General features: G+C 64.9%; 11 protein-coding genes. 2 read left to right on the top strand and 9 right to left on the bottom strand.

The annotated features are described in order from the left end of the window. Positions 1-13: 13 nt before the first annotated feature. On the top strand, positions 14-1,999 hold the full coding sequence (locus ACSBM8_RS04710) for a serine hydrolase (protein ID WP_442680500.1): 1,986 nt from the start codon (positions 14-16) through the stop codon (positions 1,997-1,999). Here ACSBM8_RS04710 and ACSBM8_RS04705 read toward each other — a convergent pair. Further along, positions 1,959-2,282, bottom strand: coding sequence for a hypothetical protein (locus ACSBM8_RS04705; RefSeq protein ID WP_442680499.1), 324 nt, complete (start codon positions 2,280-2,282; stop codon positions 1,959-1,961). The two genes, ACSBM8_RS04710 and ACSBM8_RS04705, sit on opposite strands and share 41 nt — an antisense overlap. 261 nt (positions 2,283-2,543) lie before the next feature. On the opposite strand from ACSBM8_RS04705, the gene ACSBM8_RS04700 reads away from it, so the two are divergent. Then, positions 2,544-4,412 (top strand): potassium transporter Kup, encoded by a 1,869-nt coding sequence (locus ACSBM8_RS04700; protein ID WP_442680498.1) that lies wholly within the window; start codon positions 2,544-2,546, stop codon positions 4,410-4,412. 47 nt (positions 4,413-4,459) lie between these two features. On the opposite strand, the gene ACSBM8_RS04695 is transcribed toward ACSBM8_RS04700, so the two are convergent. From ACSBM8_RS04695 to kdpB, 8 genes are all read right to left on the bottom strand, one after another. After that, positions 4,460-5,605 carry a diguanylate cyclase gene (locus tag ACSBM8_RS04695; RefSeq protein ID WP_442680497.1) on the bottom strand — a complete coding sequence of 382 codons (1,146 nt, stop codon included), beginning with the start codon at positions 5,603-5,605 and terminating at the stop codon, positions 4,460-4,462. A 115-nt stretch (positions 5,606-5,720) separates the two neighbouring features. Beyond that, on the bottom strand, positions 5,721-5,930 hold the full coding sequence (locus ACSBM8_RS04690; RefSeq protein WP_442680496.1) for a hypothetical protein: 210 nt from the start codon (positions 5,928-5,930) through the stop codon (positions 5,721-5,723). Next, a complete protein-coding gene (locus ACSBM8_RS04685) occupies positions 5,927-6,478 on the bottom strand; it encodes a methyltransferase domain-containing protein (protein ID WP_442680495.1) in 552 nt (183 codons plus the stop codon). The genes ACSBM8_RS04690 and ACSBM8_RS04685 overlap by 4 nt, the downstream gene beginning before the upstream one ends. Before the next feature lie 79 nt (positions 6,479-6,557). Next, positions 6,558-6,812, bottom strand: a complete 255-nt coding sequence (locus ACSBM8_RS04680; RefSeq protein WP_442680494.1) for a hypothetical protein — start codon at positions 6,810-6,812, stop codon at positions 6,558-6,560. A gap of 175 nt (positions 6,813-6,987) precedes the next feature. Then, positions 6,988-7,683, bottom strand: coding sequence for a response regulator (locus tag ACSBM8_RS04675; RefSeq protein ID WP_442680493.1), 696 nt, complete (start codon positions 7,681-7,683; stop codon positions 6,988-6,990). Beyond that, positions 7,680-10,343, bottom strand: a complete 2,664-nt coding sequence (locus tag ACSBM8_RS04670; protein WP_442680492.1) for a DUF4118 domain-containing protein — start codon at positions 10,341-10,343, stop codon at positions 7,680-7,682. Before ACSBM8_RS04670 ends, ACSBM8_RS04675 begins: the two co-directional genes overlap by 4 nt. Next, positions 10,340-10,930, bottom strand: a complete 591-nt coding sequence (gene kdpC, locus ACSBM8_RS04665) for a potassium-transporting ATPase subunit KdpC (protein ID WP_442680491.1) — start codon at positions 10,928-10,930, stop codon at positions 10,340-10,342. The genes ACSBM8_RS04670 and kdpC overlap by 4 nt, the downstream gene beginning before the upstream one ends. Before the next feature lie 62 nt (positions 10,931-10,992). After that, positions 10,993-13,023, bottom strand: a complete 2,031-nt coding sequence (gene kdpB / locus ACSBM8_RS04660) for a potassium-transporting ATPase subunit KdpB (RefSeq protein ID WP_442680490.1) — start codon at positions 13,021-13,023, stop codon at positions 10,993-10,995.

The raw sequence follows: 13,023 nt of genomic DNA, 5'->3' as shown, positions 1-13,023 counted from the left end.
GGGGAATGTAGCCATGCGCATCGTCCAGAAGCTCGCGCTCGCCCTTGCGGCGCTCACCATGCCGCTCGCGGCCCAAGCCCCCACGCAGCTGCAGCCCCGCTTGCCGGTCACCGCACAGGGGCAAACCACCGCGCCGACCGCGCCCGCAGCCGCCGCCGGGCCGGCCGCGCTGACGAAGACCGACGTCGACGCCTGGCTGGACGGGTTCGTCCCGTATGCCATTGCGAGCGGCGAAATCCCCGGCGCGGTGGTTATCGTCGTCAAGGACGGCCAAGTCCTCACCGAGCGCGGCTTCGGCTATGCCGACAAGAAAGCGCGCAAGCCGGTCGATCCGCAGAACACGTTGTTCCGGCCGGGATCGACATCGAAATTGTTCACCTGGACGGCGGTGATGCAGCAGGTGCAGGCGGGCAAGCTCGACCTGGATCGCGACATCAATACCTATCTGGATTTCAAGATCCCGCCCGCTTTCGGCAAGCCGATCACCTTGCGCAACCTGATGACGCACACGGCCGGTTTCGAAGAGACGGTCAAATATCTGATCACGTCCAACCCCAAGCTGGTGAAGCCGCTGGGCGATGCGCTGAAGCGCTGGACCCCCAACCGCATCTATGCGCCGGGCGACGTGCCCGGCTATTCCAATTATGGCGCGTCGCTCGCCGGCTATATCGTCGAGCGCGTGTCGGGTGAGCCGTTCGACGACTATGTCGAGCGCCACATCATGGGACCGCTGGGCATGACCCAGTCAAGCTTCCGTCAGCCGCTGCCGCCGGCCTTGGCCGCCAAGGTCTCGCGCGGCTACGAGCCCGGATCGGACGACGCCAAGCCGTTCGAGATGATCCCGCTGGCGCCGGCCGGCGCCCTGTCGGCGACGGGCGCGGACATGGGCAAGTTTATGATCGCGCAGCTCTTCAACGGCGGACCATTGCTGAACCCGACAACGTCGGCGGAAATGTTCACGCCGCAGCGTGCCTTCATTCCCGGACTGCCGACGATGGCGCTCGGCTTCTATCACGAGGATCGCAACGGCAAGACGATCGTCGGCCATGGCGGCGACACGGTCTATTTTCACTCCGATCTGCATCTCTACCTGGAAGACAAGGTCGGGCTGTTCGTGTCGTTCAACAGCCCCGGCAAGAACGGCGCGGCGCACATCATCCGCGCGCGCCTGCTGGAAGATTTCACCGATCGCTATTTTCCGGTCAGCCGCGCCAATCTGCCCACGGTGGCAACGGCCAAGGAGCATGGCGCGGCGATGGTCGGCCATTATGTCAGCACGCGCGGCGCGCTGAATGATTGGTTGAAGTTCATCGGCGTCATCAGCGCGTCCACGGTCGCGCTGAACCCGGACAACACGATCACGGTGTCGTCCTTCGTCGATGCCGCGGGCAACCCCAAGAAGTGGCGCGAAGTCGGCCCGTGGCAGTGGACACAGGTGGGCGGCAACAGCCGCCTGCACGCGACGGTCAAGGACGGCAAAGTCACCGCCTTCCTGAGCGACGATTTGCCGCAGATCCTGCTCTATGTGCCTGCTCCCTTCTCGATGAATGCGGGTTGGATCGTGCCGGCGCTGCTTATTGCGCTGGCGATCATGGCGATAACCGCCATCGGCTGGCCGGTCGTGGCACTGGTACGCCGCCGCTATGGCTATCGTGCGCCGCTGGAGGGTCGTGCGTTGCAATTGCACCGGGCGGCCCGCATCACCGCCTGGCTGTTCCTGATCATTGCGGCAGGCTGGACGGTGATGGTTCTGTCGGTCGACAGCAATCTGGAGGCGTTCAACGGCGGCATGGATATCTGGATGCGGTTGTTGCAGCTGCTGTCGTTGGTCGCGATCGTCGGCACCGCATTGGCCTGGTGGAACGCTTACGCCACCGTCAAGGCGCCGGTACGACGCTGGTGGACGATCGTGTGGGCCATCCTGGTCGCCTTGTCGGCGCTGTTCCTGGTGTGGCTGATCATCGCGATGAAGTTGCTGACGATCTCGCTGGATTATTGACGGCGCGGCCCGCCGGCCAAGGTGGACCGGCGGGCTCGTCGATATGCGAGGCCCAGCGCGACGAGAGTTCGATCTGGTCGAACAGATGCCGCCCCTGCCAGATCAGGGCGCTTCCGCCACTGGCGCTCAGGAACGTCGCACCCGCCAGGGGATAGTCGACCAGGGTGGCGACATGCGGCCCGCCACCGAACAGCATCCGCCCCAAAAAGGCGGCAAGGCACAACAGCGCCAGACCGGCCGACCGTAGGGCGATATCCTTGCCCACTCTGCTCTTTGAAACCATCGCGATACTCCCGATGGCGGATCAATTATGCGCGACCGCATAGGGATTCGAGCCGGTGCGGCGATCGCCTGCATAGGGATCCCATATGGTGCGGCGGCCCGAAACATATGCAATCCATATGCGGGGCGGCGCATACTGCCCTCGAAAAGCTATTATCTACGCGCCATTCGGGTAAGGGCGGCGCTGAAGCCCGTGCTTTGAGGTTCGCGCGTGTCAGATCCGTTACTTACTCCGGTTGACACAGCCCTTACACCGGCACCGGTGCCGACCCATGCGCGCGAGCCGCTGGCCCTGCTGGCACTGGGTGCGATTGGGGTGGTGTTCGGCGACATCGGGACCTCCCCGCTTTACGCGCTGAAGGAGAGTTTCGCGGGCCATCACCCGTTGACGGTGGACCAGCTGCACATCTTCGGTGTGGTCAGCCTGATCTTCTGGACGATGATGCTGATCGTCACGATCAAATATGTGTTCATCATCCTGCGCGCCGACAATCATGGCGAGGGCGGCAGCCTGGCCTTGCTGGCGCTGATCGCGCGGCAGCTGGGGGCGAAGCGACGGGGCGCGGGCATCGTCCTGCTCGGCGTCGCCGCCACCGCCCTTTTCTATGGCGATGCGATCATCACGCCGGCCATTTCGGTGCTGTCCGCAGTCGAAGGTCTCAGCACCGTCAGCGACCGTTTCACGGCGATGGTGCTGCCTATCTCCATCGCCATCCTGATCGGGCTGTTCGCCATCCAATCCTACGGCACGGCCAGGGTCGGCATGCTGTTCGGGCCGGTCATGATCTTTTATTTCCTGGTGCTGGCAGTGCTGGGCATCTCCAGCATCATCACGCACCCGGCCATCCTGGGCAGCATCAACCCGGTCTGGGCCGCGCGGTTCTTCCTGATCGATCCCAAGCTTGCCTTCCTGGCATTGGGATCGGTCGTGCTGGCGGTGACGGGGGCGGAGGCGCTGTATGCCGACATGGGCCATTTTGGGCGCAAGGCGATCAGCATTTCCTGGCTCTATGTGGCCCTGCCCTGCCTCGTGATCAATTATATGGGCCAGGGCGCGTTGCTGCTGAACCATCCGGACGCGATCGCCAATCCATTCTATCTGATGGCGCCCGACTGGGCCCGCCTGCCGCTGGTCATCCTGGCCACCGCGGCGACCGTCATCGCCAGCCAGGCGGTGATCTCGGGCGCTTTCTCCGTCACCCAGCAGGCGGTGCAGCTGGGTTTCCTGCCGCGCCTTCACATCGTCAATACCAGCGCCAAGGCGGCCGGCCAGATTTATGTGCCCTTCATCAACTGGGCGCTGCTCGTGATGGTGATCGTGATCACGATCGGCTTCCGCAGTTCGAGCGATCTGGCGGCGGCTTATGGCATCGCCGTGACCGGCACGATGTTCATCACCGCCTGCATGCTTGGCGTGCTGACCTATTATGTGTGGAAATGGCCCAAGCCGGTCGCGATCCTCGTCACGGGCCTGTTCCTGCTGGTGGACGGGGCCTATTTCGCGTCCAACCTGACCAAGGTGCCCGATGGTGGCTGGTTTCCGCTGCTGGTCGCGGCGGTCGCCTTCACCTTGCTGACGACCTGGGCGCGCGGACGCCAGATCGTGCGCGGCCATCTCGACCAGAGTGCGATGACGATGGAGATGTTCATTGCCTCCAGCGTGCGCGCGCTGAAACGCGTTCAGGGGACGGCGGTCTTCCTGTCGGCCAGCGCGCAGGGGGTGCCGCATGCGCTGCTGCACAATGTGAAGCATAACAAGGTGCTGCACGAACGCGTCGCCATCCTGACGGTGAAGATTCGCGGCGTGCCGCAGGTGCCGGACGACGAGCGGATCGAAGTGCATGCGCTGGATTCCGGCTTCTACCGTATCCTGCTCCACTATGGTTTCATGGAAGAGGTCGACATTCCGGCCGCGTTGGCGCGTGTGAAGGAATGTGGGCCGGACTTCCGGCCGATGGATACGAGCTTCTTCCTGGGCCGCCAGACGCTCATCGCGTCGGATAAGCCCGGCATGGCTATCTGGCGCGAGCAATTGTTCGCGTGGATGGTGCGCAACGCCGAAAGCGCCATGTCCTTCTTCAAATTGCCGGTGAACCGCGTGATCGAGCTAGGCAGTCAGCTGGAAATTTGATCGTTCTTCGCCGTGCAGCACCGATCGGCTGCCGGAGGGTCAGCCGGTTATGCTGCCCGCAACCCCTGCGCCCCTTCTCCCGCCACCACCACGCGATCCCGCCCGGTCTCCTTGGCCTGGTACAGCGCCGTGTCGGCCCGGATGAACGCATCCTTGGCGGCCGTACCCGGGCTGATTTCGGCGACGCCGAAACTGGCGCTCAACCGATGATCCGGCGCTATCCCGGGATAAGAGGCCGCATGGAAACGCAGCCGGACCATGTCTGCGACATGCGCCGCGTTCGCAACGCTTGAGCCCGGCAGCAGCAGCGCGAATTCCTCTCCGCCCATCCTGCCGACGCAATGGCCGGTCTGCGCAAGAAGGGCCGCGAATTCCCGCAGCACATCGTCGCCAACCGCATGACCGTAGCGATCGTTGACCCGCTTGAAGTGGTCGATATCGCACAGGATGATCGCCGCTCCGCGTCGCGCTCCCGCGACCACCGCCTGATCGAAGGCATGGCGGTTGAGCAGCCCGGTCAGTCCGTCCTGTTCGGAGCGGGTGCGATATGTCGCGATCACGCTGCCGACGATCTTCACGAGAAGCAGGAAAGCGGTCGTCGGGCCAAGGAAGCCGGAGATTGCCAGCGACATGTGCTGGAAGGACGAGGCGCGTATGACCGAATAGCCGGAGCCGGGCGGGAACAGGATCAGATAAGCGGGAATGCGCACAACGAATGTGATCGCCAGCGCCATCAGCGTCGCCATCAGGCAAAGGTCGAGCAGCGTTTTCTGCCGCGCCTGCGTCAGGCGAACGATGCTGTCGGCGGCGGCAAGCGCGCAGGCGAGTTGGAACGGCAGGGTCTGATATTGAAAGTGCACGCCGACGACCGCCAAGAGCAAGGCGATCGCGGTCAAAGACAGGACCGCCCCGATCAGCGCCCAATATTGCCGCCGCCGGCCCAGAAGCGCCCGCACCGATTGGGCCAGGAAAAGATATGCGGCGGGCCCCAATAGCGTCAGCGCGAGCCATTCCGATAGGGAGCCTCGCGCCTGGCCGACCAGCAACGCGGCAAGCCCGCCGCAGCATGTCGCGGCCGCAAGCCAGCCAAGCGACGACTCACTGCGCAACCCGAAATAGATGCCGGCCGAAAGGCAGGCCAGAAAGGCGAAGACACCCACCTGCACCATGCTCAAGCTGACCATCGTGCCCATGTGCGAAAGCCTTAATCTTCCCTGCGGATTCTGCGTCGCTTGCTGGACGCCTAGGGAAGGATCCTTGCCATTACAAACACATCATTTCGGCCCCGACACTAAGGGCGGATCGCCGTCACGGTTTCTCGCACAGCTTTTTGCCATTCAACACCAGCAATGCCCCGCCGAGCGTCAACACGAAGCTCGCGACGACCAATGCGCAATCCAGCAGCGTGGGCTGTTCCGGCCGTCCCGGCACCAAGGCGCGCAGCCAAAGCGAACTCCCCCAGCCGGCCGCGATCAGGCAGGCCCCGACGAGCCGTGCCACGAGGTCGGGGCGGGTCACTGCGCGCCGCCCAGGCAGATCAGCGCCACCGCCGCGACGCGCTGCATTTCAGCGACCGCATATTCGTGAAGGTCCATCGGCAGCGCGGCCAGCAGCCCGTAATGGCACAGGACGATGTCGGCACCGTGATCCTCTTCCTCCGCCAGCGCCGCAAGGACGTCCGCCACATCGAACGTCAGTCCCAGCCGGGGATCGCGGATGCCGGCGGCGGTTGCCCGGGCGCGATCGACAAGATCGGGCTTGCTGTCGAAACCGCGTGCTTCGATCGCGACGAAACCAAGCATCACGGCATGCAGCACCGCCTCAATCAACGCGCCGCCATCGGCGCAGCCGACATCCAGGATGCGCAAGGCGCGGCGGCCGCTGGCACGCATGTCCAGCAGCGCATGATCGATTCGTGCGGTGATCGCATCGGCGCCGAAGCCGCTCTGCGAATCGACCGAAGGCGGGTTGGTAAACATCGCGGGCATCGCCGGTGCGAGCATGGACGCGGGAAACATCGGCCCGCGTGGACTGACACGCGGTTCAAACAGGATTTTGGACATCATTCGACCTTTCCTGATCGCAAATCCGTCATGGTTGCGGGCCGCTGTCGGAAAGACCGCAGCGGAGCCGGATGCGCGCGGGTCATGCCGCGAGACGGGATATCAGCGGCTCATCGACGAGCCGGACGATGGCGGCGGCATAAGCATGCCGCTCCCACCGGGCGAAGCGCAACGCGGCGTCGCAGGAGACGAAACTGCCCTCCAGCGCGCCATCACGCTGCTGGACGAGCCAATGGCCGCCAGTATCGCGGCCCACCAGCAGCACGACCGGTTCGGCTGTGTGGGGTTCGGCTATGTCGGGTTCTTCTAGGTCAGCTTCCGCTGGATCGATGAACATGGACGAGACTCGGCCGGAAGAAGGCGTCCGGCGCGCGGATCGGCGCAACAATGCGTCACCGCCAAACGATGTGATCGCATCCGCATTGGTAAACGAGGGTGCCATACCTACGACCGCATAGTATTTGCATAAACGGCACGCGCCCGCGGCGGGGCGCTGCGGGGTCGGACATTGTTCAGTTGGTGCTGATCAACCGGTAACCGACACCAAGCTCATTGACGATGATGGTCGGCTGGGCGGCATCGTCCTCCAGTTTCTGGCGGATGTTGCGCACGATCACGCGCAGATATTCGATATGCCGTTCATAATCGCGCGGCCACACCGCGGCGAGGAGCTTGTCGTGGGTGATGACCCGGCCGGGATAGCGCGCGAGCTCGGCAACGACGGTGAATTCCTTAGGGGTAAGATGAACCTCCTCGCCATTCTTGTGAATGCGGCGCTGGACGAGATCGATCGCCACGCCGCCGGCCTCCACCGAGGAACGGCCGCCGTCGGCGACGACGCGGCTGCGCAGCGCGACGCGCACGCGGGCGAGCAATTCCTCGGTATCGAACGGCTTCGTCACATAATCGATCGCGCCGAGATCCAGCGCCGCGACCTTTTCGTCGGTAGCCTCGCGCGCGGAGATGACGATGACCGCCGCCTTACTGGCCTTCTGCTGGATCAACGGAAGCAGTTCCAGTCCGTCGCGATCGGGCAGGCCCAAATCCAGCAGGATGATCTCGGGCGGGTTCGCCTCGATCTCGGCCAGCGCCTGGCGGGCAGAGCCGGCCTCGATCACGCGATAGTCCGCGCGGGTCAGGGTGCCGTGCAGGAGCCGTCGAATATGCGGCTCGTCGTCGATGATCAGGATCGTGGCAGCGTTGCTCATTCCGGGTCCATGTTGGTGACCAGCAGGTCTTCGGGAAAGCGCAGGGTGAAGCGGGCACCGGCGGGATCGCCGCGATTGGCGGCCTCCACCTCCAGCCCCATCGCTTCGGCAAATCCTTTGACGATCGCCAGCCCAAGGCCCGTGCCAGCCTGCTTGCGATCCGATCCCTCGATCCGGCGGAAGGTTTCGAACACGTCGCGCTCACGACCCGGCGGCAGCCCCGGCCCGTGATCCAGGATGGACAAGGTCAGGCTGCCGGGCAGGCGTTCGGCACGGATCGCGATCGGCGTATCGGGGTCGGCGTAGCGACCGGCATTATCCAGCAAATTGATCAGAATATGATGGAAGAGCTGCGCGTCGATCCGCACCAGCGGCAGATCGGCCGCCACGCCGAATTCGATAGCATGGCCATCCAGCGCGCGGCGCGTATCATGCACCGCGCTGGCAATCGCATCTGCCAGATCGACCGCCTCGATCCGCAGTTTGAGCGCCCCCGCCTCGACCCGCGCCATATCCAGCAAATTGGCGACGAACCGGTTCAGACGCTGGGCTTCGGCCTCGATCCCATCGACCACTTCCGGGCTATAGGCGCTGCGCAATTCCGTCACCGATGCCATGATCGCGGTGAGCGGCGTGCGCAGATCATGGCTGACCGAGGACAGCAAAGCGGCCCGCAGGCGATCGCGCTCCTTCAGCTGCGCCATGCCGCGCATTTCGTCCGACAGGCGCGTGCGCTCGATCGCCAGAGCGGCTTGATCGAGCAGGTTCATCAGCAGGGGGAGCTGATCGGATTTGACCGGCTCGCTGCCATCGTCGCGGCTCATGCCGATCGCGGCCAGCGTGCCCGACATGTTGCGCAGCGGATAGAATAGCCAGTCCGAGGCGGTCAGCGTGTCGGATCCGCGCCCGGCCGGCACGCCGCGTTCCAGTACCCAGCTGACGGCGGCCAGATCGATCGTATCCAGCCGATCCTGCGGCGGATTGGCGGCGCGCACCTGGGGGCCATCAGGCGACATGACCAGCAGGATGGCGTGGACATCGAAGATCCGCCCAACCTCCGCACAGATCGCCTGGGCCAGATCATCCTCGCCCGATGTCTTGGTGATCTGGCCCAGGAAACCGGCGAGCGCGGCATTGGTGCGCGCGCTGGACGATGCCAGGTTCGCCTGTGCGCGCACGCGTGCCGCAAATTGGCTGGTGACCGAGGCGACCGCCAGCAGCACCAGCACCGTGATCACATTTTCGGGATTGTTGATCGTCAGCGTGCCGGTGGGCGGCAGGAAGAAGAAATTATAGGCGAGGCTGGACGCCAGGCCGGCGAACAAGCCCGCCCGCAGACCGAACAGACTGGCCGAAGCCATCACCGGCAGCAGATACAGCAAAGCGACATTGCTGAGATTGAGCACATGGCTCAGCCCCGTGCCGAATGCGGTGACGGCGGCGACCATCGTCGCCGCCCATAGATAATCGCTGCGCCGCCCCCAATTGCGCGCCGGCGTCGTCCGCGTGCGCTGCTGGGATGTCGGGCGCTGTTCCATCGGCAGGACGTGCACGGCGACGCCGGGCATACCCCGCACCAGCCGATCGACCACCGATCCATGACGCAGTTCGAACCAGCGCGAGCGGACGGATTTGCCGACGATCAGCTGGGTGATGCGCGCTTCGGTGGCGAAGGCGCTCAAGCCGCTGATGACCGAGCTTGCCGGCACGGTCGCGACGGTCGCCCCCAATTGGCTTGCCAGGTTCATCGTGGCCGAAACCCGCTTATGCTCCTCTTCGCCCAGGCTCTGGGTGCGCGACGTTTCGACGTGGAGGGCGGTCCATGGCGCGCGCAACGTGTCGGCGATCCGCTTGGCGGCGCGTACCAGCCCATCGGCGCCCGGCAGTTCGCTGACCGCGACCAGGATGCGCTCGCCCCCTGCCCAATTGCCGGCCAGCGCATGCGTCCGGACATAATCCAGCATCTGGGCATCGACCGCCTGCGCGGCACGGCGAAGCGCAAGCTCCCGCAGCGCGGACAGGTTCGACTTGGAGAAATAATGGCCGAGCGCGCGCGTCGCCTCGTCCGGCACATAGACTTTGCCGTCCTTCAGCCGCTCGATCAGTTCGTCGGGCGGGATATCGACGACCTCGATCTCCGCGCTTTCGAGGATGCGATCGGGAATGGTTTCGCGGACCCGCACCCGCGTGAAGGACGCGACGACGTCGTTCAGGCTTTCGATATGCTGGACGTTGATGGTCGAGAAGACGTCGATCCCCGCCGCCAGAAGCTCTTCGACATCCTGGTAGCGTTTGGGATGGCGGCACTGGGGCGCATTGGTGTGCGCCAGTTCGTCGACGAGCACCAAGGCCGGGCGGCGGGCCAGGATCGCGTCGAGATCCATTTCCGCCAGCATCCGGCCGCGATATTCGATGGTTTGGCGCGGCACGATCTCATGCCCCGCGATCAGGGCTTCGGTTTCCGCCCGCCCGTGTGTTTCGACGACTCCGATCACGACGTCGACGCCGGCGCGCGACCGCGCCGCGCCCTCGATCAGCATCTCGTAGGTTTTGCCGACGCCGGGTGCCGCGCCGAGGAAAACCTTCAGCTTGCCCCGGCCCTCCTGCTCCGCTTCGCGGAGCAGGGCATCGGGATCGGGGCGGTCTTCGCTTTCGCTCACTGCGCTGGTTTAGCGCCTAGAGCATCCAACTGTCGATTGAGCAGCAACACATTCACGCGATCTTCGCCAAGGAAGCCCAAGAGCGGATGCGCGGTCGCGCGCTCCACGATCCCGCGCAGCGCCCGTTCGTCCATCCCGCGGGCCTTGGCGACGCGCGGCAGCTGATAAAAAGCTGCCTCGGGCGTGATATCGGGGTCGAGGCCCGACGCGGATGCCGTCACCAGATCCAGCGGAACCGGGCCATTGGGACCGGAGGCCTTCAGTGTCTTGATGTCGCCAACGACACGGTCGTGCAGCGCCTGCGACGCCGGGCCGAGGTTGGAGCCGGCCGATGCCAGCGGATCATAGCCCTTCCCCGCCGCAGACGGGCGCGGGTGGAAGTAACGGTCGGTGGTGAAGCCCTGCGCCAGCAACTCGGACCCGACGACCCGGCCATGATCCTCGATCAGGCTGCCATTGGTCTGGTGCGGAAAAGCAAGCTGGCCGATCCCCGTGAGCGCGAGCGGATAGGCGATGCCCAGCAGCAGCGCGAACAAGGCGGTCATGACGATCGCCGGCCGCAGCGAAGAAACGAAATCGTTGCCCATGATATCTTCTTTCTCTCGTTCCCCGGTATCGCCGAGGAAAATTTCGCCTGCCGATCGGGCGGTTATGCGAGGCCCAGACCGGCGACGGCGATATCGATGATCTTGATCCCAACGAACGGGGCGATCAGCCCGCCCAGCCCGTAAATGGCGAGGTTGCGCCGCAGGAGCGGCCCCGCCCCCATCGGCTTGTACGTGACGCCCTTGAGCGCCAGCGGAACCAGCGCGGGGATGATCAGCGCGTTGAAGATGATCGCCGACAGGATCGCGCTGTTAGGCGTGGCCAGATGCATCAGGTTGAGCACGGCCAGCCCCGGATAGAGGATCACGAACATCGCCGGGATGATCGCGAAATATTTGGCCACGTCGTTCGCCACCGAAAAGGTGGTCAGTGCGCCGCGCGTCATCAGCAGCTGCTTGCCGAGACCGACGACCTCGATCAGCTTGGTCGGATCGCTGTCGAGATCGACCATATTGCCCGCCTCGCGCGCCGCTTGCGTCCCCGTATTCATCGCCACGCCGACATCGGCCTGGGCCAGCGCGGGCGCATCGTTGGTGCCGTCGCCGCACATGGCGACCAGCTTGCCCTCCTGCTGCTCGCTACGGATGAGCGCGAGTTTGTCTTCGGGTGTCGCCTGGGCGAGGAAATCGTCAACGCCGGCTTCGGCGGCAATGGCGGCCGCCGTCAGCGGATTGTCGCCGGTGATCATCACCGTGCGGATGCCCATCTGCCGAAGTTCACCGAACCGTTCGCGGATACCGGCCTTCACCACGTCCTTGAGCGCGATCACGCCCAGCAGGCGGCCATCCTTGGCGACCGCCAACGGCGTCATGCCGGCACGGGCGATTTCGTCGGTCGCGCGGCGCAATTCGGTCGCGGCCGTGCTGTTGCCCGAGCCCGGATTGGCCTTGAGGATCGAATCCACCGCGCCCTTCTGGATCAACGTCGATCCAAAGCTCACGCCCGAGATGCGCGTCTGTGCCGTGAAGGGAATGATCTGCGCGTCGTCCGGCAAGGTCGTGATCTTGATGCCGAACTTCTCGCGCGCGAGGACCACGACCGAGCGGCCTTCCGGCGTTTCGTCGGCCAGGCTGGCGAGCAAGGCCGTTTCGGCCAGCTCGGCGACATGGACCGAACCCACGGGGCGGAACTCGCTGGCCTGGCGGTCGCCGATCGTGATCGTGCCGGTCTTGTCCAACAGCAGCACGTCGATGTCGCCTGCCGCCTCCACCGCGCGTCCCGACTTTGCGAGCACGTTGAAGCGCACCAGCCGGTCCATGCCGGCAATGCCGATCGCAGACAGCAAGGCCGCGATGGTGGTCGGGATCAGCGTGATCAACAGGGCTGCCAGCATCGTCACCGGAATGGCGCCGCCAGCGTATGACGCAAAGCTCGGCACCGTGCCGACCGCGATCAGGAAGATGATCGTGAGGCCGACCAGCAAGATCGTCAGCGCGATCTCATTGGGGGTCTTCTGACGTTCCGCGCCTTCGACCAGCGCGATCATGCGATCAAGGAAGCCCTGCCCGGGATTGACGGTGACCCGCACCTTGATCTGATCCGAGATGACGCGCGTGCCGGCGGTAACGGCGGAACGATCGCCGCCCGCCTCACGGATCACGGGCGCGCTTTCCCCGGTGATGGCGGCTTCGTTGACCGACGCGACGCCTTCGACGACTTCGCCGTCCGAGGGGATGAGGTCGCCGGTTTCGACCAGGACGATATCGCCGATGCGTAACGCGCTGGCGGGAACATCCTCGCTCGTGCTGCCCTTGATCCGGCGCGCGGTGAGTTCCGCCTTGGTGGCGCGCAGGCTTGCCGCCTGCGCCTTGCCGCGGCCTTCCGCGAGCGCTTCGGCGAAGGTGCCGAAGAGCACGGTCAGCCACAGCCAGACCACGAGCTGGGCCTTGAACCCGAAGGCCAGACTGTCATGACCCAGTACGAGCAGGATGGTCAGCAGCAGGGCAACGCAGGCGGTGACGAACATCACCGGATTGCGCACCAGCTGGCGCGGGCTGAGCTTGACGAAGGACTGCCCGATCGCCGGCAGCAGCAGGTCGGCAGTGAACAGGGATTTGGTAGCGGTGCGCGCCAT

This window comes from Sphingomonas sp. ASY06-1R (assembly GCF_052180265.1).
Classification (GTDB): domain Bacteria; phylum Pseudomonadota; class Alphaproteobacteria; order Sphingomonadales; family Sphingomonadaceae; genus Sphingomonas_I.
The sequence above is the reverse complement of the archived record's forward strand: the minus strand, read 5'-3'. Positions and strand labels throughout refer to the sequence as shown.

What these genes read in the sequence shown, in the direction of transcription:
- ACSBM8_RS04705 (WP_442680499.1), bottom strand. Translation starts at nt 2,282, where the DNA reads ATGGTTTCAAAGAGCAGAGTGGGCAAGGATATCGCCCTACGGTCGGCC.
- ACSBM8_RS04680 (WP_442680494.1), bottom strand. Translation starts at nt 6,812, where the DNA reads ATGTTCATCGATCCAGCGGAAGCTGACCTAGAAGAACCCGACATAGCC.
- ACSBM8_RS04685 (WP_442680495.1), bottom strand. Translation starts at nt 6,478, where the DNA reads ATGATGTCCAAAATCCTGTTTGAACCGCGTGTCAGTCCACGCGGGCCG.
- kdpC (WP_442680491.1), bottom strand. Translation starts at nt 10,930, where the DNA reads ATGGGCAACGATTTCGTTTCTTCGCTGCGGCCGGCGATCGTCATGACC.
- ACSBM8_RS04695 (WP_442680497.1), bottom strand. Translation starts at nt 5,605, where the DNA reads ATGGGCACGATGGTCAGCTTGAGCATGGTGCAGGTGGGTGTCTTCGCC.
- ACSBM8_RS04675 (WP_442680493.1), bottom strand. Translation starts at nt 7,683, where the DNA reads ATGAGCAACGCTGCCACGATCCTGATCATCGACGACGAGCCGCATATT.
- kdpB (WP_442680490.1), bottom strand. Translation starts at nt 13,023, where the DNA reads ATGGCGCGCACCGCTACCAAATCCCTGTTCACTGCCGACCTGCTGCTG.
- ACSBM8_RS04710 (WP_442680500.1), top strand. Translation starts at nt 14, where the DNA reads ATGCGCATCGTCCAGAAGCTCGCGCTCGCCCTTGCGGCGCTCACCATG.